The following is a 22,035-nucleotide window of genomic DNA, read 5'->3' on the forward strand; positions in this document are numbered from 1 at the left end:
CGCCCGGCTCTTTGCGAAATACGCGGCGGGCTACTCCCCCGCCTGCCGCCAACCCCGACGAATATCCTCCACAATTTGAGGATGAGCGAGTGTCGACGGTTCCAATTGTTGCGGACCGTTATCAGCACCGAACACGGTTGCAGCCCGAGCCACGTCAGGAGTGAGGAATTTCAGCGGCGGGGCGCCGTCGTAAAGCTCGAGCGTAGGAGGCTCAGGCTCGGCCTGCGCGAGTACAAACCCCCAGTCCCCGAAGGTGGGAACATGCACATGGTACGGAGTGGTCGACCAGCCTGCGGCGCGAATCGAGCTATCGGTGCGCCAGAAGGCCTGCGGCGTCGAAAATGGCGAACCCGACTGCACCACCAGCTTCGCGCCCGGCGCGGCCACCGTGCGGATTAACCCGTAAAACTCCTGAGAGTAAAGCTTGGCTAGCACTGCGTTGTCGGGATCGGGAAGATCTGCGTAGATGACGTCGAATTTTTGCGTCTGGGTCTTGCCACGTACCTGATCGTGGAGCCATGCGAAAGCATCCGCAGTAACCTTCTCCACTCGGGGATTGTCCAGGCTACCGCGGTTGTCTTCCCGCAGCACAGTGCGGGCAACCTCGATGACCTCCGGATCCAGCTCAACCTGAACAATGCGCTCGATGTTGGGCATCCGCAGCAGCTCCCGGGCAGCCAGCCCATCTCCCCCGCCAAGAATCAACGCCGACTTCGTGTCTTTATCCACCGCCGGGTAGACCAGCGACTCGGTGTAGCGGTACTCGTCACGACTGGAGTACTGCAGTCCTCCGTCGAGATAAAGCCGCCGGTCCCCGCCAAATCGGGTGACGACAATGTCCTGGTACTTCGAGTGCTTGGCAAAAACAATGGGTTGGGCGTAGAGCGACTGCCGGGCGGTCGCCTCGATGTCCCGGATTCCGGCCAGCAACGCAACCAACCCAACCAGCGCCGCGACGAGGGCGGCGACAGCTGCGACAAGTGCCCGGCGGGACAACATCTGCTTCAGTAGCAGCGCGGCAATTACCAATGCCGCGGTGACGTTGATTAGTCCGGCGATGGCAGTGGCCTTCAGCATTCCCACTGTAGGCAGGAGCACAAACGGCCAGATTAAACCGCCGACCAAGGCTCCGAAGTAGTCCGCGGCGTTGAGATTCGCCAGCACGCGACCGGTGTCCTCTGCGGAGGACGTCCGACCGGTCTGCAGAAGTGTCATGAGTAACGGCACCTCGGCGCCAACCAGCGTTCCGATTATGAAAGTGGCAGCGACCAATGCTCCGAGGCTCTCACCTGTAACCGAAAACACCCAGTACAGGGCGGTTGCGGAAACACCACCGAGCAAACCCAAAGCGCACTCGATACCGAGGAAAGACACCGCGGCACGGCGCACAAACGGTTTCGCCGCGACGGCACCAAAACCCAGTGCTGCGACATAACCGGCCACAATCAGGGAATTCGCAACGACGTCACCGCGGCCAAGAGAAGCCGACAGCGCCAGTAGCGCCAGCTCATAGACCAGGCCGCAGGCAGCGCAGGCCGCCACAGAGCCCAGCAGGAGAGCCCGCCAGCGCCGGGAAGTCGTGGTGGTCTCCATCTATGACAGCGCCACCGCGTTAATCACACCGATAACGATGAAGGTGGTCGCCGCCAACGCCGCTCGGGGGCGTACTTTCGCGTCCATCACGACATCACGGAAGCGCCCCGGAATCAGGGCTTCCAGCACCAGCAGCGATGCTGCCTGCAGCACAATGCCGAGGGCACCGTAGACGAGGGTCTCCCCCAAGCCAATCATCAGGGCGTCGTCGGATGCGCGGATTACCGAAACGACAATGCAGGCCAGCGCAATCTGCTGCGAGCCCGCTATCATCGCGGCGCCCGCACGGTTTTCGAGAAACACCAGGTCGCGCAGTTTCCCAGGGGTAATCAGATCAAGGACAATGAATCCGACTACAAGCACTAGGGCACCCGCAAGGAAGTAACCGATGGCGGCCGGTACTCCGACGGCCAGATGCTCGCCCACTGTTGACTGCGCTGTCTCTGATGTCTCCGACTGCGCCGTGAGGATAGCCGTCCCGGTGGTGGCCATGTACGTTACTGGTCCCATGTTTATTTCGCTCCTCCGAATGATCCGGCCGATCCACCCGAACCGCCAGAGGGGGCGGAGGGACCGAAACCGGGGCCGAGATAGATGAAGTGCCCACCCGAATAGCGGCCACTAAGTGATTCTCTGGTTATCAGGCACGTGTCCTTCGACCCTGCCTCAGGGGTCTGACGCGAAACGATGAACAAGTGCTTCTTCGTCCTCAGGTACGCCGCCCCGCCATCTTCGTTGTAAGCCTGTGGCTTGATCTCTTCTTTCAGCTCACGCCCCACCTCAATGGGGTCGCGGTCGCCACAGGTCCAACGTCGATCAATTCCGCTGCTGACCTGCGTCGCAGATGCTGCGCCGGGCGCGGACTGATAGCGCTCGCTAATCCTCTCTTCCGCAGATTTCCCGCCGACGAAGAAACCGGCCAGCGTGACCATAATGCCGACAACGATCAGTGCGTAACCAATACTTCCGCGTCCCATAGACTCAGGAACCTCCCTTTACGCGGTCTGCCTCAGCCCCATGGTTACCAGCAACGGCAGTCCAAGTATTCGACGTCCACACGAGCTGCCCCGGCGGGTAGCCGTGCCACGTATCCCAGCGATACCCCTGCTCAATCGGCTCAGCAGACAACACAGTCAGCGCGCCGGGAGAACCGGGAAACTCTGCGACGACCGAATAGGGATGCCCCGCTCCGAACTCACGCCGTAAAGCATTTGCGCGCTGAGCGAAGGCTTCTGGCGAGAGGTTCTCCACACGAGCTTTCACCATCACGCCCGCCCCACTCAGGGGCACACCGTGTGTCGCAGTACAGGAAATCTCCTCGGTAAAGCACGGGTTCTCCCGCTTACCGACGAAAACCACATGCGACGCTCCGAGGACACCGAGCGTCAGCGGCGGTGTTTTGCCGTCGGGGTGTGAGATAACCGCCTCGCAGAGGGTGTCCGGGACTTGGCCGTCAAAAGCAACGCGGAGTTGCTCCGCAGCGGTGTCTTTGAACGGCACATCTAGAATTGCCAGCGACATAGCGACCGTCACTAGCGATTGTCCGTGTCCGGATTATGGTCCGGCGCTGCCATAACATCAATCTCACCGGGAAGAATCCTAATACCGGTGGATGCCTCCCACATCGAGTCACCGTAGCGTTCCAGTCCGAGCAAGCGACCGTCACCGGACTTGTAGTCGACGAAGTCCGTAGCCCCCTCGGGCGGCAGCCCAGTGGTGCCAATCGCGGTGTAGCGGGCGGCCCCCCGCTCTTCCTCCCAGTACTCCACACCGTCGACAACGATGGGATTAGCTGGTTCGAAGCTACCTGGAAGCTTGCGCCACCAGGTGAGGATGACTTCACCCTCATCTTCCTCAACGCCGAACCAAGAACCATCTGCCCCACCGTCGACGAGATGTTCCCACCAGCGGAACGGTCCCTGAGAGAGCTCAAGTGATCCGCGCACAACATGGGAGGCACCACCGTAGTTCAGGATTGCGCCCGGTGCGACAGAGGTTGGGCCGTACTTGCGGTACTCATCGGTCATCAGTGGATCGACGAAGCGCTCCCGATCAGACCCCGGAACCTGAGTATTCCGACGCGCTACAACAACGACGATGACTCCGATGACAACGAGGATGATGCCGATTATGACAATGCTGTTCACTAGGATTAATCCCATCGATAGTGTGGTGGCGCTGAGAAAACGCCCGATTACTAACTTTTTACCGAATACAGTCGCGGCGCGTCGTCGAACATTATTTTCGTTCGAGACGCGCCGCGATAGGTCTACGCGCTAATCCGCGCGTTTTTGCTTAGCTCCTTGCCAAGGGCAACCTACACACCAATCTTCTTGCCATCAGTGCGTACAACCTGAACGACTGCCGGGCGTGGCTGCTCCTTGCCACCGTCCGGCCAGTGCGAGGTCGGGTTGGTGGTCGGGTCCGGGTTGTCGCCGACCGGGTGCCCCTGATCCGTCTCGATTTCGCCCGGGTGCTGGACGTTGACCATAACGCGGTTGGAGAACACCTGCGGACCACAGGTCTCAGCAGCGACCGGAACAGTCAGGAAGCACTTGGTCTCACCACGACGCTCGCCTTCGACAGCAACGGCGAACAGGCCGTCGTTGGAGTCCAGGGCGTTGCCGTCTGTGGAAACCCACAGGTTGCCGTACTCGTCGAAGGTGACGTTGTCCGGGCAGGAAATTGGAGAGACCGATTCCTTGTCGAAGCCACCGAAGTAGGTGTAAGCCTCGTTCGGGTCACCGCAGACCAGCAGAAGGTTCCACTTGCCCTTGGTACCAGCATGGTCATCTTCCATCTCCAGAACAAGGCCATTCTTGTTCTCGGTGATTGGTGCAACCTCAGTCGCCCCCTCATAGGGGCGCCCTGCGCCATCAGTCTTCTTGGCGGCCTTGTTGTCCTGGGTCTTGCCAGAGCTATCCGGGCTCGCCTTGCCCCGGTACTTGTTGTTGGTCAGCGCCGCGTAGACCTTACCGGTCTTCGGGGACGGCTCGATATCCTCCGGGCGATCCATGCGAGTCGCACCGACCTTATCACCGGCGATGCGGGTGTAAATGCAGACCTCTTCGGCGGTCATGCCATCAACGTGGGACTCGTGCTTGCCGTCTGCCTTGGCGGTCATCAGCGGAAGCCACTCAATGTCACCGTCGAAACGGCCGTCCTTCGGCAGCTCACCGGAGCCATCAATCTCGGACTCGGAATTACCGTTGAACTTACCGACGTAGAGCGTGCCCTCGGACAGAATGCCCATGTTGTGCTTGAGGTCGCCTTCCTTAACCTTGCGGGAAGAGACGAACTTGTAGATGTACTCGAAACGCTCGTCGTCGCCGGAGTAGCACACAACCGTGCCGTCGTCGGTGACGTAAATCTGACCGGCTTCATGCTTGAAACGGCCCAGTGCGGTGTGCTTGACCGGGGTGGAGTTCGGGTCAGATGGGTCAATCTCTACCAGCCAGAAGAAGCGGTTCGGCTCATTCGGCTCCTTGGAGACATCGAAGCGGTCGTAGTACTTCTCCCACGCGCGATCGGACAGCTCTTCATTCTTGACCGAGTAGCGCTTGAGCTTCTTAACTGTGTCCTCGTCCTTGAGCTTGCCAACGTTGCCGAAGTACTGGTCGACGTTCTCCTCGCCGGACAGGTAGGTACCCCACGGAGTAACACCACCGGAGCAGTTGTTCAAAGTTCCCTCGACCTTCATACCGCTCGGGTCAGCCTTGGTCTTCAGCAGATCGTGACCAGCAGCCGGGCCGTCAACTGTGAACTCGGTGAAGCCAGTGATGCGACGGTTACGCTTGTCGCTCAGGATTGGCTTCAGGAATCCCTTGTCATCCTCTTCCACAGCAAGGATGGTCTGACCGTGGGCAGCCAGTCCGATGTCGACCTGCTCCTTAGTGGCATCTTCCTTCTTGTAGGCACGGAACATCATCGGCTCGGTGGTGTACTCGTGCGAGCAGACGTACAGCAGTGTGCCGTCTTCAGCCTTAATCAGGCCAGCGAAGTCATTGTTGAAGCCGAACTGCTTCAGCTGGTTTTCCGGAGTCTGCTTGTCAAAGTCGAACTCCGGGCCACCTTCGTGGATTGGGTCGCCCCAGCGAATCAGAACATTCTGCTCGTAGCCGTCCGGGATAACGACTGCGTCTTCCGTGTTCGGCTTAACGGCGTCGAAACGCATACCCTCCGGCGATTCGCCCTTGCTACCGTCACCGGCAGCAGTGGTACCGGAGGCATCGGAGCCACCTGCGGCACTGCCCGAATCATCAGAGGAGCAAGCGGCCAGCACGGCGCCACCGCCGACCGCAAGAGCACTAGCACCAGTGACCTTCAGTGCAGCACGACGGGAGAATGCGCGCTGGGAGAATGCCTGCTTCGCAACATCACCGAAGTACTGGTTGTCAGAGAACTCATTCGGAGCATCGTCAGCACAAGCATTACCACACTTGTAAGTGCAGGTCAGGGAGCTGCGAGAGGTAGCAAAAGGATTTGTCAGCAGATTCTTGCCAATACGAACCACGGGGGAGACCGCCTTTGTATAGCTTCGACTAGATGAGGAAATGGAAAACTAAAACTTTTAGATCCTCTAAGAAGCTAAGGACGTTGCGTTACCTTTCGGTTTCTAAAGATCAACTCGCCAATGAGCTTTAGCTGACGGTCTAATGGCTTACAATTTAACGCAAAGTAAACACCCTGGTGTCGCGGTTTTCCGGCTCGACTTTTCTCTCCACCCACGCAGTCGAAACCCAGCTCTGCGGGCTGCGTGGACTAGCCCTAGTTCTCCGGACTGCGCGGATTCTTCAAATCAGACCCCTCCGGAACATCCGCCGGGTCATTGCCACTTTCCAGGATCTTGTTGTCTTCATCGACGAAGATGACATTCGGCTTGTAAGTACGCGCCTCAGCGTCATCCATCATGCCGTAGCCGATGATAATAACCAGGTCACCCGGAGAAATCAGACGAGCGGCGGCACCATTGATAGAAATGATGCCCGAGCCGCGCTCTCCGGTAATGCAGTAAGTGGTAAGACGGTTGCCATTATTGATATCGACAATGTCGACGGCCTCGCCTTCAAGCAGGTCGGCCGCTTCCATCAAATCAGCGTCAATCGTGCACGATCCAACGTAGTGAAGATCAGCCTGAGTCACCGTGGCACGGTGAATCTTGGACTTCAACATAGTGCGAAACATGAAAAAGGTAGGTCCCTTCCTGGATTCGTCCCCTGGATGCTTGCCTACCGCGGCACCCCTTAGCGTGGCAGGTTGTCAGTCGGCACACTATAATACGACAACTTCCCAGCCACGAAAAACTACTTCGAAAAGCCGTCCTACTCGCTGTCCTGCTCAACGTCAAAGCCGGCGTTCTTCAGGTTTTCTTTGCTGGACTCATCTTTCAGGCGGGCATCTCGAGCAGCGCGGACCTTTTCCTGCAGCTCAGCCAACTCAGCGGCCTCTTGCTCAGTCAGCTCGCCGTCCAGCCCCGCAGCCGACAGAGCCGCTGACGCAATTTCGGCGTCCTTCTGCCCGAGCTGACCGAAACCGTTTGCCGAATCCGGGCGCGGCGCACCCAGAATCAAGCCAACATTATCAATGAGACGAGTAGTGCCGACCTTCGCAGCAACCAGTAGGCGAGCTTCGGTCTCCTGGCCGTCGCCGCGCAACGCCTCGTCGGAAAGCGGGGCGAGCGCAGCGTCACGCAGCTCCAAGTAATCCAACTCGACCTCAGGCTGGCTGGCGAGCACACCACGCGCGGTTTCCAGCACAGCATCCGCACCACGGTCCGCGACAAAAGCACCGGCAGTCAGCGCAGCGGACAGGGTTACTGCGAGATTGCGCTGCTCCTCGGACAGGTAGCGGTTGCGGGAGCTCATAGCCAGCCCATCGGCCTCGCGGATCACTGGCACACCGTGCAGCTGCACCGGCATATTCAGATCAGTGACCATCTGCTGCATCAGACACAGCTGCTGGTAGTCCTTCTCACCAAAAACGGCGTCAGTGCAGTTGGTAATGTTGAAAAGCTTGTTAACCACTGTCAACGCACCGGCAAAGTGCCCCGGGCGAGTAGCACCTTCGAGCTCCGAAGCCAGCGGCCCCGGCTGCACCGTCGTGCGGAAACCGTTGGGGTACATCTCCTTCGCGTTCGGCGCAAAGACCAGCTCAGCACCGACAGCGCGGAGCTTCTCCACGTCTTCATCCAGAGTCCGCGGGTAGGCGTCAAAGTCCTCCCCCTCACCGAACTGCAGCGGATTGACGAAAATCGACACCACCACAACAGCGCGCGGCAGTGTCTTCGCGGCCTGTACTAGTTCAAGGTGCCCCTGGTGTAGCGCACCCATCGTAGGTACGAGCACCACCGGCCGTCCGGTCTTCCGCAACGCACGGGTGACCTGCGCGATTCCCGCAATAGTCCTGTGAACAGTTGTCTCTCCGGCGGTATACCCCGTCATGTTTCCTCCGCGTTCAGATCTACCGGACCAAACTTTTCGTCCGACGGCAATACCTTACGCCACATCCCGGATGACCAGAACAACCAGTCCGCTCAGCTCATCGGCGTAGGTACCGCAAAACCTCGTTGGCACCGCGCAGCTCGGCGATACGCTCGGCAAGGGCCAGGTAGGCGGCTCCCATTTCCGGCGCCACCGCTTCAATTTCACGTTCGTGCTTGACGACGGTCCCAAGGTCGTCCCGCGTCACCGGGCCAGTCAGCCCCCGGGAACCCCACCTCAAGGCATTGTCCAATGAAGCTTCCAGTAGTGGGCGGAGCAGCTCGGCGGCCTGACCTCGACGCAGCTCAGCTAGGTCGGTGTCTTCGGCTGCCGCATCTCCGCCGATAGTGGTTGCCAACATTTCTACCGCATCGACCACGACGGCGCCGAGACCGTTTGAGCCGTGGGCCATAGCCGCGTGATAGAGGCCGCGGTGCCGTTCGTTGATGAACACCGGACGACCACCGAGTTCACCAATGAGCAGTTCACTGACTGTTTTCGCGAGCTCATCCCCGACCGTGATGCCCCATGGGCAACCGGTCAGGAGCTCGGAGTCGTCGTCAAGTCCTGCGAACGTCATTGCGGGATGGGCGGCGATGGTCAGCGCGCCGGTGAGCGCGACCGGATCGAGCACGGCACGCCCGAGGGGTCCTGAAGTATGCATGACGATACGTCCGGGGCCGACGTAGCGGGCAACTTCCTCGGCGACCTCTGCGATGGCGCGATCCGGCACAGCGATGACGATGAGCTCGCAGGTGGAAGCTGTGTCGGCAATGCTACTGACCTGGGCGTTCGGGAGGCGTAGATGCGCTCGTGTGACAGATTCCGGTGAGCGCGCGACCACGTGAGTGACACGATGCCCACAGCGCTCTAACGCCTGGCCGAGCGCGATCCCGACTTTTCCGGCAGAAATAATCCCCACCGTCAACCGCGGAGCGGTTGTCCGATGGGGATGGGAATCATGCTGGTTTTGCGTCATGACTGACTAGGTTAGACCAAACCAGCTATGTGCGGTGAGTAGGCCGCGCATACGCAGCCGGCGGCTAGGCTTCTTCGTCCTCGCGCTGCTCCCTCTTCTTGCGCATCTGCGCCATCAGCTCGGCAACCGTCAGGCTGCCCTTGTTGTCCTCAGCACGGCGCCGACCGTGGCTTGCAGGCTCCTGCGCAGGCTCTTGCGCCGTTTTTTGAGCTGACTCTTCTGCGAGGTCCTCATCGCGAATGGCCTGCAGCTGGCGAGTCGGAGAGTCCGAGGCGTCGTCCGATTCCGGTGCAGCGAATGGGTGGCGTGCACCGTGTGCCTCGTGAGCGCCGCCCTGAGATTCATCCTCTGCGGCATCCTCGGCCGGAGTTTCCTGCCAGTTGATGGCGCGGAAAGAGTTAGTGGAGAACTTCTCCTTGGAAACGGTTTCGTCATCCTTGGAATCGGCGACTTCGTGGACGTCAACCGGCTGGCCAGACGGCGAGAATGTACGGCGCATGTCGGTGGCCTCGGCATCTTCAACCGGCGAAGCGGAGGAAGTGGAGCCAGTGCCGCCGTGCTGAGTATGAGCGCCGACAGTGCCGTTAGCGGTCATCTCAGCGCGGTGAGAAGTCGCGCGTGGTGTCGGCCGGTCGTGGCCGGTTGGATTCTTCATCGGCGAGGCCTGCTGTGGCGAGTCGAGCTCACGCAGACGCTCGGCCTGGGCGCGAAGAGCAACTTGCTCGTCGTCGAAATCCTCCCCCATGAACTCAGCAAGCTGGGCGCGCAGTGCAAAGACCTCAGCGCGTAGCGCCGCAATGTTGTCATCATTGTTGCCCTCAAGCGAGTCCAGGTAGTTCTGCTCGAGAATCAGTTCCTGCTCGCGGTGAGTGGCCAGCTCGCGGTCAAGCTCTACCTTGTGCAGCTCCTCGATGGTCTCCAACCGCTTGCGCTCCAGCGCAATGGTCTTGCGGTATCGAGTCACCAGCACAGCCCCGATAACTGCCGACCACAACGCCAGCAGCACGGCAACCTTCATCCAGCCGGCAGAGCTGGCAAAGAGCATGACGATACTGGCAATCACCGCGAGCACCAGCAGCACAACCATGAGAATGACGGCGGTTTTCTCCGTCGTACCATCGGAAGAACTAAATTTCGTCACATCATTGCTCTGCTCATCTGCATATGCCACATCAGCCCCGAAGTTAGCCCCAGCGGAGTAGCTTTCGAAAGCTGAAGAAGGCGACGGGGACGGAGACTCAGCCATATCCGACGAAGTAGCTGCCGCGTCGCTCTGAAAATATGCGGCATCACCCGAGCGCTTCGGGTCATTACCGGCGTTGGAGAGGTCAGTCATAACTCCCACCCTACCGAGTTGGTTCCCATTTCCCCGCTAGGAGGCGAAGAATTTTCGCCATCAGTTGGCAATTGGCAAACTTTTTCCAGCCACAGCCCCGCCGCAGCGAGCAAAATGCTGGATACTGTGCCGACAATCATGATCGGCCCGTCGGCCTGTGCGGCCGCAAGCTCCGTCCACTTCGGCACAGCCCACAGCACGCCACCGGCGTACAGTCCTCCGAGAATCGCACCCAACCACGCGGATGCCGTACCGACCACCAACCATCGCGACAACGTTAACGGCTGCACCTGGCTGCGATCCTGCCCGACCTTCGCCTCTTTCAGTACCGACTTAATCCACCGCGCTGCCGCCACACAGACGGCTGTGAGCAGCCAGGGAAACCCCAGGTCCCACCAACTTCGCGGCCCGAGCGCACCGAAAAACTGTGCCAGGATCATCCATGACGCCAGCGCGAGAACCAGCGCAGATGCTGCCAACGTAATCGGTGAGGTCGGTTTCATCTCTAGGCCCCTTCTCCATCCGCGCTGTCTGCTAGGCGCACCGCGTTTACGTCTTCAGGTGCCAGCTTATCGACGAGTTCCGCGACCCGAACTCCCTCCAATTCGGCATCCGGGTCGGCGTCGAGCCATGGCACCAGCACAAAGGCACGCTCGGTTGCCCACGGGTGCGGCAGGGTCAGAGTCGAATCGTCAGAAATAATCTCCTCGCCGGATTCCTTGTCGATGACCTGCACAATGTCCACGTCGAGCGCCCGCGGCCCCCAGTGAATTTCACGCACTCGACCAGCGTCATTTTCCAGTTTCCAACCAGCTTCCAGTAGCTCCATTGGTGTCCGGCGCGTGTCAACAATGAGTACGGCGTTGAGGAAGTCGCCCTGCTCTACCCCACCCCAAGGCGGGGTGGCATAAATTTTTGAGGCTGCGACCAATTCATCGGCGAAGAAGTCCTGCACACCTGTTAGGTTTTCTCGCGCGCGATCCATGTTCGCGCCGATAGAAAGAACTGCGCGAATCATGCCAACCGCTTCTTCCGCGAACGGCGGGCTGTCACCGCAGCGTCATCGAAGTCGAGCGGAATGGGCGCATGTGGTTTGTGAATGGTCACTTCCACCGCATGCAACAGTGGGGACAATCCGCGTTCGGCGCGGGCGTCGTCGTCGGCAAGCACTGCTTCGGCGATCTCGGTCGCGACTGTTTCGATGAGGTTGCGAGGGGTGCCGGTTAAAACCCCATGCGCGGTGGCTGCGATGTCGGCGTAGTTGACCGTGTCGTCCAGCTCGTCGCTGGCAGCGGCACCGGAGAAATCCAGCCACAGGGTGACATCACAGATGAAGTCCTGACCATCGCGGCGCTCGAAGTCGAGACAACCGTGGTAGCCGTGGGCTTTCAGGCCTTTGAGTTCAATGCGATCAGCCACTGTGTTTACGCGTCTCCTTCCAGAGTCGACTCGGCTGGCGATTCCGCAGCCGACTCGTCGTGCTGCGCAGCGCGGTTAGACCCACCTTCCGGATAGTCGCCGGCCGCTGTGTAACCGGTCAGTGAACGTCCAAGGTTCCATGCCTGCGCCACACGCACTGCGTCGAGGTTGTCGGCCACATTGTGAACTCGAACCGCCCATGCGCCCGCCGCTGCGGACAGCGCGGAAATTGCGGTAGTCGCGGCATCAGCCTGCTTTGGTGCGCGTGCCTCACTGCCAACGGCGGCGACGAAACGCTTGCGGGAAGCACCGACCAACACGGGGAAACCGAGGTCAATAAGCTCCGGCAGGTCGTGGAGGAGCGCCCAATTGTCATTGGCGTTTTTGGCAAAGCCCAGGCCTGGGTCGAGGACAATATTTTCCTCGACGATTCCGGCGCCCATGGCACCGTCGACAAGCTGAAGCAGGTGCTCACGGACATCGGCGACAATGCCGTCCGGGTGAGTTTCGGCGCGCCCAGAAGCGGAGCCGAAGCGATCGGTCTTCCAGTGCATCAGACAGATGGGCACATCGGCATCGGCGCAGACTGCGTACATGTTGGGGTCTGCGAGACCGCCGGAGACATCGTTGATGAATACCGCACCCTCGGCGATTGCTGCCTCTGCGACACTTGCGCGCATTGTATCGACGCTGATCAGGTGCCCGTCTGCCGCGAGTTCGCGGACCACAGGCACGACCCGGGCAATTTCCTCATCCTCGGAAACGCGGTGTGCGCCGGGGCGAGTGGACTCGCCACCGATGTCGAGAATATGTGCGCCTTCAGCGAGCAGCTCGTGCGCATGGGCAATCGCCGCGTCGAAGGTCTTGTACAGGCCGCCATCGGAAAAGCTGTCCTCGGTGACGTTGACAATGCCCATCACCTTGCAGAGCTGATTCTCGACACCCATCTCCGCCTGCTGTCCTGCCTGCGCTTGCAAGGGGGATTCAGTCACCTTGTTGTCCAGCCTTTCCAATCGACCATTTAACTGTTGCGTTAGCTCTTGCGGATCAGCGCCATTGCCTCTGCGCGCGAACGGGCATCCGTCTTGAAGCCACCGCGAACGGCTGACGTCACCGTGCGCGCGCCCGGCTTGCGGATACCGCGCATGGCCATGCAGAGATGCTCCGCTTCAATAACGACAATCGCCGAGGCCGGATCCAGCCGCTCCACCAAGGCATCCGCAACCTGACTGGTCAGCCGCTCCTGCACCTGCGGGCGCTTCGCATAGCCATCGACCAGACGAGCGAGCTTGGACAGACCCGTCACACGACCGTCCTTGCCCGGAATGTAACCAATGTGGGCAACGCCGAAGAACGGCACCAAGTGATGCTCACAGGTGGAGTAAATCGGGATGTCCTTGACCAAAACGAGTTCCTGGTGATCCTCGTTGAAGGTCTTCGCCAGCACCTCAGACGGATCTTCAAACAGGCCCGCGAAAACCTCACGGTAGGCTCGCGCAACTCGCGCCGGCGTCTCCTTCAGACCTTCCCTGTCGGGATCCTCACCGACGGCAATCAACAGTTCACGAACCGCAGCCTCGGCTCGATCCTGATCGAATTCGCGCTCCATGATGTGTACTTATCGCTCCTCGTTGGTGTCCGGCTTGTCCTGCCAGGCGCTGTTGTCTTCGTTTCGCTTGACGACGCCGTCTTTATCCGAATCGTGCATCTGTGCACCCTTGTCATCGGAGTTGTCGGCGTTCTTCGCGTTTTCCGAACGCTCTGTGTGTTCCGGCTGCTCGTTATCCGGCAGGCGGAATCCGCGCAATTCCTGCTGCTGTCCCGCCGACGGCATCACCGTAGTCGGGGTGGCATCGCTGCCAGAGTTTTCCTGACGGTGACATCCCCCCTGCCTGTCCCACGGCATCTTCGGAGGGGCAGGGATATTCGCGGGGCCGTTGCCACCGTTGCTACCAATACCGGTTGCCTTCGAGCCGAAGTCCGGGGAGCCTGCCGGGTAGTTAGCAGTGCCCGGGTGCTGGCCACGCGCGTTGCCCTGGCCATCCTGCGAACCCGGCTGGCTCTGCCCCTCCGGGCGAGGAGCCGGCGCCGGAGCCGGTGCGGGAGCCGGTGCGGCAGCCGAACCGTGCGTGCTGCCGGTATCCTTCGGCGGCCAACCTGGTGCGGTCCAACCAGCCGGCGGTGGGGTGCCACCGTAAACCGGAACATTCGGTCGGTCCTGCTGGGCGCCCGGCAGACCCGGAGCACTAGCATTACCGGCACCAGCGGAGCCTGCTGGCCCCTGACCATTGCCGTTGTTGCCCGCGTCCTGGTTCTCCGGTTCGCGGCGACGCACCGGCACGAAGATGTTGACACGCTTCGGCGGTTCCTCACCGCGCTCGATTGCCAACTCAACCGGTGTCTTCACCGGCTCGCGGCCATCGGCCGGGTGTTTGGTGTCGCTATCGAAGAAGTTCAGACGCTCACGCGGAACGACATCGGTGAAGATAACTTCCAGATCCGGACGACGCAGGGTCTCCTTCTCCAGCAGTTTCTCAGCCAGAACATCGAGAGTGTCGCGGTTTTCCTTCAAGATGGCGTAGGCCTCGTCATGAGCCTTATTGATCAGCAAACGAACCTGCTGATCAATTTTCGCCGCCACATCTGGCGAGTAGTCCAGAGTGCCGCTGCCACCACGGCCTACGAACGGATCGCCCTGCTCCTCGCCGTACTTCACCGGGCCGAGCTCTGGCGACATGCCGTACTCGGTCACCATGGCGCGAGCAATTTTGGTGGCCTGTTCAATATCGGCAGAAGCACCGGTAGTCGGCAGCCCGAAGACCAGCTCCTCGGCAGCGCGACCGCCCATGGCGAAGACCAGGCGAGCGAAGAGCTCTGGCAAGTTGTACATGCCCTTGTCATCCTCGGGGACAGTCAGCGCATGACCGCCGGTGCGACCACGAGCGAGGATAGTGACCTTGTAAACACGCTCGATGTCCTTCAGCGCCCACGCAGCCAGGGTGTGGCCACCCTCGTGGTAGGCGGTGACCTTCTTCTCCTGCTCGGAAATCACCTTGGAGGTACGGCGCGGACCACCAATAACACGGTCGACCGCCTCTTCCAGCGCATCCGCAGTAATGATATTGCCGTTGACGCGAGCGGTCAGCAGCGCAGCTTCATTCAGCACGTTCTGCAGATCAGCACCGCTCATACCGGCGGTGCGCTTGGCCAGCGACGTCAGATCCGCATCCGGTCCCAGCGGCTTGTTCCGAGCGTGGACCTTCAGAATTGCCTCGCGGCCCTTCAGGTCTGGTGCACCCACCGGAATCTGTCGGTCAAAACGGCCCGGGCGCAGCAGCGCCGGGTCGAGAATATCCGGACGGTTGGTCGCAGCCATGATGATCACACCTTGACGATCACCAAAACCATCCATTTCCACCAGCAGCTGGTTCAGGGTTTGCTCACGCTCATCATGGCCGCCGCCCATACCGGCACCACGCTGGCGACCGACGGCGTCAATCTCATCGATGAAGATAATGCACGGGCTGTTTTCCTTGGCCTGATTAAACAAGTCACGGACACGGGAGGCACCGACACCGACGAACATTTCGACGAAGTCCGAACCCGAGATGGTGTAGAAAGGCACTCCTGCCTCACCAGCGACGGCGCGGGCCAGCAAGGTCTTACCGGTACCGGGAGGACCGTAGAGTAGAACACCACGCGGAATCTTCGCGCCGAGCTCCTCGTAGCGAGCTGGGTGCTGCAGGAAATCCCTAATCTCGTCGAGCTCCTGGACGGCCTCATCGGCACCAGCAACATCCTCGAACGTATTGGTCGGGGTCTCCTTGTTCAGCAGCTTGGCGCGATTGCCACCAAAGCCGAACATGCCGTTCTTGCCGCCTTGCATGCGGCTGAAGAAGTACATGATGACGAAGAAGAAGATCACCATCGGTAGCAGGAAGCCCAAGGTGGACATCAGGAAGGAATCCTGCGTGACCTTGGTATCGAACTTCTCCATGCCCTTGGCGGCAGCGACCTTGTCAAAGACCTGGTCGGTCGCACGCGCTGGATACTTGGTCATCACCTTCGTGACGTCCTCAGTACCCTCGACCTCCACGCCCTTCTTCAGGGTGAGGCGAATTCGCTGTTCGCGATCGTCAATCTGAGCTTCCGTGACATTGCTCTTATCCAATTGGGTCAGGGCAACGGACGTATCCACCTCGCGGTATTCCCGGGAATCATCCGCCAGCTGAGTAATAGCAAAGAGGATAATCAGGATGATGCCGGCAACGGTGGCAAACCGGAACACCTTTTTCTTGTCCATACAGTGGGTTCGCTTTTCGCTCTCTACATCTATTAGTTGCTTTTATTAATTGTACGCATCAACGAGTTCTTCTCGAAGACACATCAATGACACAACGTGGGGCCAGGGCTCATGGCACCTGACCCCACAGTAGGCATAACGCATCGCAACCGAAAAAAGTTTCCAACTCCTACTGTTCATAGCTAGAACACAGCTAGAACAGCGTGAGGGTGCGCGCGCAATGCCCGTCGTAAAGCATCGGCACTGTGCAATAAGCGCCGAAGACAGACCTAGCCCTGGTAAACGCGCGGGTGCAGCGTGCCGACATACGGCAGATCGCGGTAGCGCTCGGCGTAATCCAGGCCGTAACCGATGACGAACTCGTTCGGAATGTCGAAGCCAACATCCGCAACGTCTAGTTTGGTGCGCACAGCCTCCGGCTTACGCAGCAGCGTAATGACCTCCAGGGAGCGCGGATTACGGTTGCGCAGGTTCTTCATCAACCAGGACAGGGTCAGACCGGAGTCAATGATGTCCTCAACGATCACGACATCGCGTCCCTCAATATCGCGATCCAGATCCTTCAAAATACGCACCACGCCTGACGACGAGCTGGAGTTTCCGTAACTGGAAACCGCCATAAACTCCATCTGGCTGGGAATGCTGAGCTGACGGGCGAAGTCAGTCAGGAAGAACACCGCGCCCTTGAGCACTGCGACCAGAATCAGATCGCTGTCGGCATCCTTGTACTTCTCATTCACACGATGCGCCATCTCGGCAATGCGAGCATGCAGCTCCTCTTCGCCAATGAGAACTGCCTCTACCTCATCGCCGTAGGGGTTTGCGGGGACGTTGAAATCCTTCACATCATGCATCGCATTTCCTTTCCGCACTTCTATGGCGGCGTGTCGATGGAGCGTAACTGCCCCAGTGCAAGTTCAGGGTTAAGGCAACCGATAGTTCTCAGCCGCCGGAAGTTGGACTGCGGCACCTTTTCTTAAGACACCGCGGGACGATTCATTACCAATTGTAGAGTGCCATCTTTTCGCTCAACGACCAACCTGGCATTTCTGTCAGCACCATCGCGCCCGCGGGTCACTGGCACTTCCCCCTGGCCGTGATAGCGGTGCACGAGCGCCATAACCATGTCGATCTGTTTACTGCTGGGCTCGGCACCCGCTTGCCTCAACCAACGAGCGAGGACGCGCACCGCGATGGCGTCGTCAAGCTCAGCGACCCCTCGCACAGACAGGCTCCCGCTTGCCGACGCCACTTCCTCCCCCAGCAGCGAATCCAGAGCCGACTCGGCGTGAGCGTCCAAAAAGTCATTGTCGACTGCTGCAATCCCCGCAGTCTTAGCGAGATTTTCCGCAACTCCCGGACCCAGCTCCTGCTCCAGCAGCGGCAAAATCGTCTTTCGAACCCGAACGCGGGCGTAATGGTCGTCCTGGTTGTGTGGGTCATGCCAGACTTTTAGGCCCAGCTCTTCACAGCAGCGCTGAGTGTCGGTGCGTCGCACACCGAGCAGCGGACGCAGAATCCGAGTCCCGTCCGACCACGTGAGATTGTCTCGGATAGCGGACAGCGCCTGCGGGCCGCCCCCTCTGGCCAGTCGCAGCAAAACTGTTTCCGCCTGGTCGTCCAAGGTGTGGGCGAGCATCAGTGCCGCACCTCGAGATTGGGCAATCTGCCGTAGGACTCGGTGTCGAGCCAAACGCGCCTCGTATTCGGGACCGCGGTCGGAATCGTTATTGATATCGACCGCGATAACCTCGGCCGTAGCCCCCATCCCTCGAGCTATGTGGGCGGCGCGCTCAGCGACTTCTGCAGAGCCCTGCTGAAGCTGATGATCAACGACGACGGCGTGAACGTTGCGGCCGGCCAGTGCCCCCTTGGACCCGAAAGCTTCCGCACAGGCCCCGGCGGTCAGGGCGAGCGAATCCGCACCGCCGGAAAGCCCAATGACGATACCGCCGCCCAACTCCTGCCCCACCTGCGGCACTATCGCGCGGACAGCTTGCCGAATGATGAGGAAATGAGGGCTGCGGTCCGGCCAAAAAGGTCTAGCCAACGTGGAAGGTTTAGCCAACGCGTCCACCACTTGCGATGGTCTCCATCGCCGTGAGCAGAATTCGCTCCTGAGTCGGGCGCGCAATCAGCTGCACCGGCAATCCAGAAGTCGGCTCCACAACGATGCCGGCCGGGAATCCCAGGTAATTCCACGTCGAAACGTAAGGGGTGAAGCGCAGATTGGACAACAGGTTCACAATCCAGGGCATGCGATGCCATGCGCGGATCCGCGGTGGATTCTTGGCCAGAGCCGGAGTAATCAAGATGGTGTCACCCGGCAGCTCACGCTCGATGCGGGCGCCATCGCGTGCCACTTGGCGGCCATTGATTGTGAAACGCAGCAAGCGCCCAATGCCAGCGTGGACTCGGTTGCGCCACTCCAGGTGATCAGGGCGCGGCTCGTCGCGCAGCTGATCCGCCACCCCCGCAGTCCAGCGCGCGAGCATCGGCAGTGGGTTCAGCGGGTACGGCATGTTCTTTTCCGTGACGGCAAAGCCCTTGTCCGCGAATACTCTCGCCGCCTGTTGTGCCGCATCGACGTACTCCGGTGCACCCTTTAAACCGAATACGGGCGCAGTGGTGTCCACGCTGACGGCGAAGTTTTCAGGCAGGGTCTTCGCCGGATCCTCCGCATCCACCATGCCATTTGTGAGGATCTTCGTAATCAGGCGCAAGTCCTCGTTGTTGACTGTGAGCACCCCCTGGACAGACATTCCGTACCAGTCATTGCCGCCCACGCGCCCCGGCATTGTTCCCGGGGTCGCCTTCAGGGTCGAAAGCCCGCAGCACGCTGCAGGGATACGCAGTGACCCCATGCCGTCGTTGCCCTGCGCAAACGGAACCATCCCAGCGGCGACAGCCGCTGCGGATCCGCCGGAGGACCCACCCGGAGTGCGCCCCGGCAGAATCGGATTGTCGACGGCCAGCCCCGGCAGCGTCGTCGTCCCCCACGTACAGAACTGCGGATTCACCGTAGTTCCCACCGCGATTGCACCGGCGCTAGTCAACTGCTGGACAAACGGGTTCTCCAGAGCAGTGTTTTCCTTCAGCGCGAATGGCACACCTGCGAGCGGCAACTCCGAGAGGTTCTCGCTGTGCTCGAGTTCCCGCGCAGCCTGCAGAGCCCTATCCGCCCACACTTCACGGAAGGCATGAATCCCTCCATCCAATCTGGCGATAGCGTCGAGACTGCGCTGCACGCTGTCCACCGGGCTTAGCTTTCCCTCGCGAACCTGTGCGGCAATCTCGTGAACGGTGGGCAAGTTCCTAATCGCGGAAGTGTGAGAGGCCATTGCGGATTCATCTCCTCAAATTATTTTCAGTGGTAAATGAATCTCAGTTTAGATATCTGCCAGGGTGCTCGCTGCCTTATCGGACGCAGCTCTTGCCGGCAACAGGCTCGCCTCGTTGGAAATCAGTGCGAATGTCAGCACCTGTCCCGACTTCGTCACCACATACCCCGCCAACGCCGAGGCTTTATTCAGCGTGCCAGTCTTCGCACGGACGATGCCCGCCCCGGACTGGCCGGCAAAGCGCGTCGCCAGAGTGCCGGACACCGCCGCCACCGGCAGGCTATCCAACAGTGGGCGCAAGGACGTGCTTTCCGACGACTCCTGTGACTCCCCCAGTCCCCCCTGCTCGGCCGATTCCACCGGACCCGCGGCGGAATTGAGCACCTCGGAAAGATGCTGCGGAGAAATACGGTTATCCGTGCTCAGGCCGCTGGAGTCCGACAGCACCGCACCATCGAGAGGAAAACCGTGCTCCGCGAGAGTGTCACGCACGGCACGTGCGGCCCCCTCAAAGGTCGGCGGCAGACCGCGAGAGATAGCCACCTCACGGGCAATGGACTCGGCGAGCACGTTGTCGCTGTAGTTCATCATCTCGTGCACACGGGTAACTAGCGGAGCCGACTGCACGAGCGCAACAATGTCTGGGTCCAGAGGTAGTGACTGACCATCCTTGGCTGCATCCCTCAGGCTGCCTCCGTTTTCCGCACCAAGCGCCTTGGCCAGCGCATCAGCTGCATCCGCAGCGGGCGTGGCGCTGCGCTGCGATTCTTCATTCGTCGGATCGATACGACCGGCGTCCATCATCACCGACTCCACCGGTGCGATGTAGCCGTCCTCCAGCCCCGCACGCTCCCAGGTCTCGTGGAAACTCTCGGTGAATAGAGAGTTGTCGAGATAAACCTTGCCGACCCCCTCCGGAATGACCACGGAAATCTTTTTCGCCAACTCAGCGATTGAAGCCGAGTCCTGGAAGAACCCTTCCCCGTCCTTGCTTAAGGTAGGGTCGCCCCCGCCGTGCAAAACGATGTCATTAGTCCCCGTCACCCGGGAGACGCGAGTGGAAACCCGATGATCTTCACCTAAGTCCAACAGTGCGGCAGACGCGGTGAGAATCTTCATGCTGGACGCCGGCAAGGCCACCGCGGTGTCATTGATCCCCCACAGTTTCTGGCCGGTCGAAGCATCGCTGACAATTCCATGCAGCTCACCGAAGGCTGGATCAGCCGCAGCAGCGTCCATGATGGCGCTGACTTTTTGGGCCAGAGTGCCGTCGTCAAGCGAAGACTGCGCAGCCGTCACGGGAACAGAAGCATGACTGACGGCGGGCGGCGCATCGACCACAATCTGACGATTGTTATTGACGACAACCGCTACGCCGCTGCCCGCTGCGATAACGAGAACACCGGCGATGGCACCGCCGATTTTCAGTCCACGCGACTTCTTGGACTTGCCGGATTTTACGGAACTGGGCGATTTTTGCGTGCCCTTAGCGGCGGTTTTGGAGCTGTCAGAGTCGGTACTACCCACGGTCACAAACACCTTCTTCCTGGAAACAAAACCTCACTTAAGGTGCACAAATAAACGGTTTTGAGCGGGTTTCGCATAAGATAGCCGTCAGAGAAGTGTACACCGATTATAAGGAGTCATCGCCGTGAGCGTTGAGGTCACTATTGAGATCCCGAAGGGTCAGCGCAACAAGTACGAAGTCGACCACGAGACCGGCAAGGTCTACCTCGACCGCTACCTGTTCACCCCAATGGCCTACCCGGCCGACTACGGCTTCATCGATGAAACCCTCGGCGAGGATGGCGATCCGTTGGACGCTCTCGTGATTCTGCCGGAGCCGGTTTTCCCGGGCGTTATTGTCAAGGCTCGTCCGCTCGGCGTTTTCAAGATGACCGACGAGGCCGGCGGCGACGACAAGCTGCTGTGCGTCCTGGATGATGTCCGCTTCGACCACTACCAGGACATCGATGATGTCTCCCAGTTCACCAAGGACGAGATTGAGCACTTCTTCGTCCACTACAAGGACCTGGAGCCGGGCAAGGAAGTTTCCGGTTCGGGCTGGGGCGACAAGGCTGAGGCTGAGCGCATCCTGGCTGAGGCTATCGAACGCCACAAGTAAGAGCCGCAGTTAAGAATTGCGCTGACCAACCCCCTTCCTGGGGTTTCGCCCCTTTGACGCAGTTCCTGTGATTCAACGCTACGGCCGTCGGAGTTTTCCTCCGGCGGCCTTTGCGCTTCCGGCGATAAGGCCAGATTGCGTATAGTGCGCACTATGGAAACCGTAAACGTATCTGAAGTACCCGAAGACGCACAGATCATTGATGTCCGCTCACAGATGGAGTGGGATGACGGCCACGCCACCGGCGCCATTCACATCCCCATGGAAGAGATTCCGTCCCGCTACGGCGAGCTGGATCTGGATTCCGACATTTACCTGATGTGCCGCTCCGGTGGACGTGCCGCTCAGGTTTCTTCCTGGTTGGAGAAGAACGGTATCGACACCATCGTCATCACCGGTGGCATGATCGACTGGGAGCACTTCGGCCGCCCGATGGAGAAGGCCAACTAAATCAACTACA

Annotated in this window: 21 protein-coding genes and 1 pseudogene; 2 read left to right on the forward strand and 20 right to left on the reverse strand. The window is 60.0% G+C overall.

Annotation, left to right across the window (positions count from 1 at the left end; genetic code table 11):
- Positions 1-30 precede the first annotated feature (30 nt).
- The 20 genes and pseudogenes from HMPREF3042_RS03585 to dacB form a co-directional block, all read right to left on the reverse strand.
- A complete protein-coding gene (locus HMPREF3042_RS03585; RefSeq protein WP_070601085.1) occupies positions 31-1,593 on the reverse strand; it encodes a polyamine aminopropyltransferase in 1,563 nt (520 codons plus the stop codon).
- A complete protein-coding gene (locus HMPREF3042_RS03590; protein ID WP_083327416.1) occupies positions 1,594-2,103 on the reverse strand; it encodes a DUF350 domain-containing protein in 510 nt (169 codons plus the stop codon).
- A 2-nt stretch (positions 2,104-2,105) separates the two neighbouring features.
- Positions 2,106-2,570 carry a DUF4247 domain-containing protein gene (locus HMPREF3042_RS03595; protein ID WP_049181136.1) on the reverse strand — a complete coding sequence of 155 codons (465 nt, stop codon included), beginning with the start codon at positions 2,568-2,570 and terminating at the stop codon, positions 2,106-2,108.
- Between the two features lie 4 nt (positions 2,571-2,574).
- Positions 2,575-3,114: a DUF2617 family protein gene (locus HMPREF3042_RS03600; RefSeq protein ID WP_141750503.1), complete on the reverse strand. Its 540-nt coding sequence runs from the start codon at positions 3,112-3,114 to the stop codon at positions 2,575-2,577.
- An 11-nt stretch (positions 3,115-3,125) separates the two neighbouring features.
- A complete protein-coding gene (locus tag HMPREF3042_RS03605; RefSeq protein ID WP_168163875.1) occupies positions 3,126-3,740 on the reverse strand; it encodes a DUF4178 domain-containing protein in 615 nt (204 codons plus the stop codon).
- A gap of 170 nt (positions 3,741-3,910) precedes the next feature.
- Entirely contained in the window at positions 3,911-6,106 is a 2,196-nt protein-coding gene (locus tag HMPREF3042_RS03610) for a PhoX family protein (protein ID WP_070601078.1), read from the reverse strand.
- A gap of 254 nt (positions 6,107-6,360) precedes the next feature.
- The gene (panD, locus tag HMPREF3042_RS03615; RefSeq protein ID WP_070601076.1) at positions 6,361-6,777 is read right to left on the reverse strand and encodes an aspartate 1-decarboxylase; all 417 of its coding nucleotides are present in this window, start codon (positions 6,775-6,777) and stop codon (positions 6,361-6,363) included.
- A gap of 314 nt (positions 6,778-7,091) precedes the next feature.
- Positions 7,092-8,033, reverse strand: a pseudogene (gene panC / locus HMPREF3042_RS03620) (pantoate--beta-alanine ligase); the annotation flags it as partial.
- 97 nt (positions 8,034-8,130) lie between these two features.
- Positions 8,131-9,051: a Rossmann-like and DUF2520 domain-containing protein gene (locus HMPREF3042_RS03625; protein WP_070856092.1), complete on the reverse strand. Its 921-nt coding sequence runs from the start codon at positions 9,049-9,051 to the stop codon at positions 8,131-8,133.
- Between the two features lie 64 nt (positions 9,052-9,115).
- Positions 9,116-10,387 carry a DUF6779 domain-containing protein gene (locus tag HMPREF3042_RS03630; protein ID WP_070856093.1) on the reverse strand — a complete coding sequence of 424 codons (1,272 nt, stop codon included), beginning with the start codon at positions 10,385-10,387 and terminating at the stop codon, positions 9,116-9,118.
- Entirely contained in the window at positions 10,384-10,890 is a 507-nt protein-coding gene (locus tag HMPREF3042_RS03635) for a DUF3180 domain-containing protein (protein ID WP_049194055.1), read from the reverse strand. Before HMPREF3042_RS03635 ends, HMPREF3042_RS03630 begins: the two co-directional genes overlap by 4 nt.
- Positions 10,891-10,892: 2 nt before the next feature.
- Entirely contained in the window at positions 10,893-11,405 is a 513-nt protein-coding gene (folK, locus tag HMPREF3042_RS03640; protein WP_070437807.1) for a 2-amino-4-hydroxy-6-hydroxymethyldihydropteridine diphosphokinase, read from the reverse strand.
- Positions 11,402-11,806 (reverse strand): dihydroneopterin aldolase, encoded by a 405-nt coding sequence (gene folB / locus HMPREF3042_RS03645; protein ID WP_049194057.1) that lies wholly within the window; start codon positions 11,804-11,806, stop codon positions 11,402-11,404. Before folB ends, folK begins: the two co-directional genes overlap by 4 nt.
- Before the next feature lie 5 nt (positions 11,807-11,811).
- On the reverse strand, positions 11,812-12,753 hold the full coding sequence (gene folP / locus HMPREF3042_RS03650) for a dihydropteroate synthase (RefSeq protein WP_070856221.1): 942 nt from the start codon (positions 12,751-12,753) through the stop codon (positions 11,812-11,814).
- A gap of 86 nt (positions 12,754-12,839) precedes the next feature.
- Positions 12,840-13,415, reverse strand: a complete 576-nt coding sequence (gene folE / locus HMPREF3042_RS03655; RefSeq protein WP_070856094.1) for a GTP cyclohydrolase I FolE — start codon at positions 13,413-13,415, stop codon at positions 12,840-12,842.
- Positions 13,416-13,424: 9 nt separating this feature from the next.
- Positions 13,425-16,109, reverse strand: a complete 2,685-nt coding sequence (gene ftsH / locus HMPREF3042_RS03660; RefSeq protein ID WP_070856095.1) for an ATP-dependent zinc metalloprotease FtsH — start codon at positions 16,107-16,109, stop codon at positions 13,425-13,427.
- Between the two features lie 269 nt (positions 16,110-16,378).
- Complete coding sequence (gene hpt, locus HMPREF3042_RS03665; RefSeq protein WP_070566002.1) at positions 16,379-16,963, reverse strand: hypoxanthine phosphoribosyltransferase; 585 nt, start codon at positions 16,961-16,963, stop codon at positions 16,379-16,381.
- 122 nt (positions 16,964-17,085) lie between these two features.
- A complete protein-coding gene (gene tilS / locus HMPREF3042_RS03670; RefSeq protein ID WP_246822306.1) occupies positions 17,086-18,159 on the reverse strand; it encodes a tRNA lysidine(34) synthetase TilS in 1,074 nt (357 codons plus the stop codon).
- 10 nt (positions 18,160-18,169) lie between these two features.
- Positions 18,170-19,450 (reverse strand): amidase family protein, encoded by a 1,281-nt coding sequence (locus HMPREF3042_RS03675; protein ID WP_070566003.1) that lies wholly within the window; start codon positions 19,448-19,450, stop codon positions 18,170-18,172.
- A gap of 48 nt (positions 19,451-19,498) precedes the next feature.
- Entirely contained in the window at positions 19,499-20,977 is a 1,479-nt protein-coding gene (gene dacB, locus HMPREF3042_RS03680) for a D-alanyl-D-alanine carboxypeptidase/D-alanyl-D-alanine endopeptidase (RefSeq protein ID WP_246816241.1), read from the reverse strand.
- Between the two features lie 124 nt (positions 20,978-21,101).
- On the opposite strand from dacB, the gene HMPREF3042_RS03685 reads away from it, so the two are divergent.
- Both HMPREF3042_RS03685 and HMPREF3042_RS03690 read left to right on the forward strand, forming a co-directional pair.
- Positions 21,102-21,575, forward strand: a complete 474-nt coding sequence (locus tag HMPREF3042_RS03685) for an inorganic diphosphatase (protein WP_005510088.1) — start codon at positions 21,102-21,104, stop codon at positions 21,573-21,575.
- Between the two features lie 153 nt (positions 21,576-21,728).
- Positions 21,729-22,025, forward strand: a complete 297-nt coding sequence (locus HMPREF3042_RS03690; protein ID WP_049171913.1) for a rhodanese-like domain-containing protein — start codon at positions 21,729-21,731, stop codon at positions 22,023-22,025.
- Positions 22,026-22,035: the final 10 nt, after the last annotated feature.

This window comes from Corynebacterium sp. HMSC074C05 (genome assembly GCF_001838325.1).
GTDB lineage: Bacteria > Actinomycetota > Actinomycetes > Mycobacteriales > Mycobacteriaceae > Corynebacterium > Corynebacterium amycolatum.

Coding starts and splice junctions, on each gene's coding strand:
- HMPREF3042_RS03585 (WP_070601085.1), bottom strand. CDS start 1,593: ATGGAGACCACCACGACTTCCCGGCGCTGGCGGGCTCTCCTGCTGGGC.
- HMPREF3042_RS03590 (WP_083327416.1), bottom strand. CDS start 2,103: ATGGGACCAGTAACGTACATGGCCACCACCGGGACGGCTATCCTCACG.
- HMPREF3042_RS03595 (WP_049181136.1), bottom strand. CDS start 2,570: ATGGGACGCGGAAGTATTGGTTACGCACTGATCGTTGTCGGCATTATG.
- HMPREF3042_RS03600 (WP_141750503.1), bottom strand. CDS start 3,114: ATGTCGCTGGCAATTCTAGATGTGCCGTTCAAAGACACCGCTGCGGAG.
- panD (WP_070601076.1), bottom strand. CDS start 6,777: ATGTTTCGCACTATGTTGAAGTCCAAGATTCACCGTGCCACGGTGACT.
- HMPREF3042_RS03625 (WP_070856092.1), bottom strand. CDS start 9,051: ATGACGCAAAACCAGCATGATTCCCATCCCCATCGGACAACCGCTCCG.
- HMPREF3042_RS03630 (WP_070856093.1), bottom strand. CDS start 10,387: ATGACTGACCTCTCCAACGCCGGTAATGACCCGAAGCGCTCGGGTGAT.
- HMPREF3042_RS03635 (WP_049194055.1), bottom strand. CDS start 10,890: ATGAAACCGACCTCACCGATTACGTTGGCAGCATCTGCGCTGGTTCTC.
- folK (WP_070437807.1), bottom strand. CDS start 11,405: ATGATTCGCGCAGTTCTTTCTATCGGCGCGAACATGGATCGCGCGCGA.
- folP (WP_070856221.1), bottom strand. CDS start 12,753: ATGGGTGTCGAGAATCAGCTCTGCAAGGTGATGGGCATTGTCAACGTC.
- folE (WP_070856094.1), bottom strand. CDS start 13,415: ATGGAGCGCGAATTCGATCAGGATCGAGCCGAGGCTGCGGTTCGTGAA.
- ftsH (WP_070856095.1), bottom strand. CDS start 16,109: ATGGACAAGAAAAAGGTGTTCCGGTTTGCCACCGTTGCCGGCATCATC.
- hpt (WP_070566002.1), bottom strand. CDS start 16,963: ATGCATGATGTGAAGGATTTCAACGTCCCCGCAAACCCCTACGGCGAT.
- HMPREF3042_RS03675 (WP_070566003.1), bottom strand. CDS start 19,450: ATGGCCTCTCACACTTCCGCGATTAGGAACTTGCCCACCGTTCACGAG.
- HMPREF3042_RS03690 (WP_049171913.1), top strand. CDS start 21,729: ATGGAAACCGTAAACGTATCTGAAGTACCCGAAGACGCACAGATCATT.